Origin of the sequence: Bradyrhizobium sp. NBAIM08, assembly GCF_020193935.1 — a bacterium.
In the GTDB taxonomy this organism is placed as follows: Bacteria; Pseudomonadota; Alphaproteobacteria; order Rhizobiales; family Xanthobacteraceae; genus Bradyrhizobium; species Bradyrhizobium yuanmingense.
Map to the genome: position 1 here is coordinate 1 of NZ_JADYVR010000723.1, position 419 is coordinate 419.

At 64.2% G+C, this 419-nt stretch carries 1 protein-coding gene; it reads right to left on the reverse strand.

Annotation, left to right across the window (positions count from 1 at the left end; all coding sequences use genetic code 11):
* Window positions 1-325: toprim domain-containing protein (locus I6F37_RS41750; RefSeq protein WP_225154634.1), on the reverse strand; the 325-nt coding region annotated here is incomplete at its 3' end.
* Window positions 326-419 lie beyond the last annotated feature (94 nt).

Genomic DNA, 419 nt, shown 5'->3' on the forward strand with positions numbered 1-419 from the left:
ACAAGGTGTAGCCGTACAGCCGATCGAGAATGCGGCGGCTCTCCTGGGCGCGGACCAGATTCTCGTCCACGTCGTGGGCCTCGGCGAGCGCGGCCTTCACGGCTTCTTCGGTGATCTCGTGGAAGACAATGCGGCGAACCTTGACCTTCGGCTTGAGGAGCTCCTTGAGGTGCCAGCTGATCGACTCGCCTTCGCGGTCAGGGTCGGTCGCGAGAATCAGCTCCGAGGCGTCCTTCATGGCCGCGCGCAGCGCGGTGACATTCTTTTTCTTGTCGGCGGGGACGACGTAATAGGGAGTGAAGTCGCCGTCGGTGTCGACACCCATCCGGCCCCACGGCTTGCCCTTGATCTCCGCCGGAACTTCGGCGGCCGACTACGGCAGATCGCGGATGTGACCGTAGCTCGCCTCGACCCGGTAC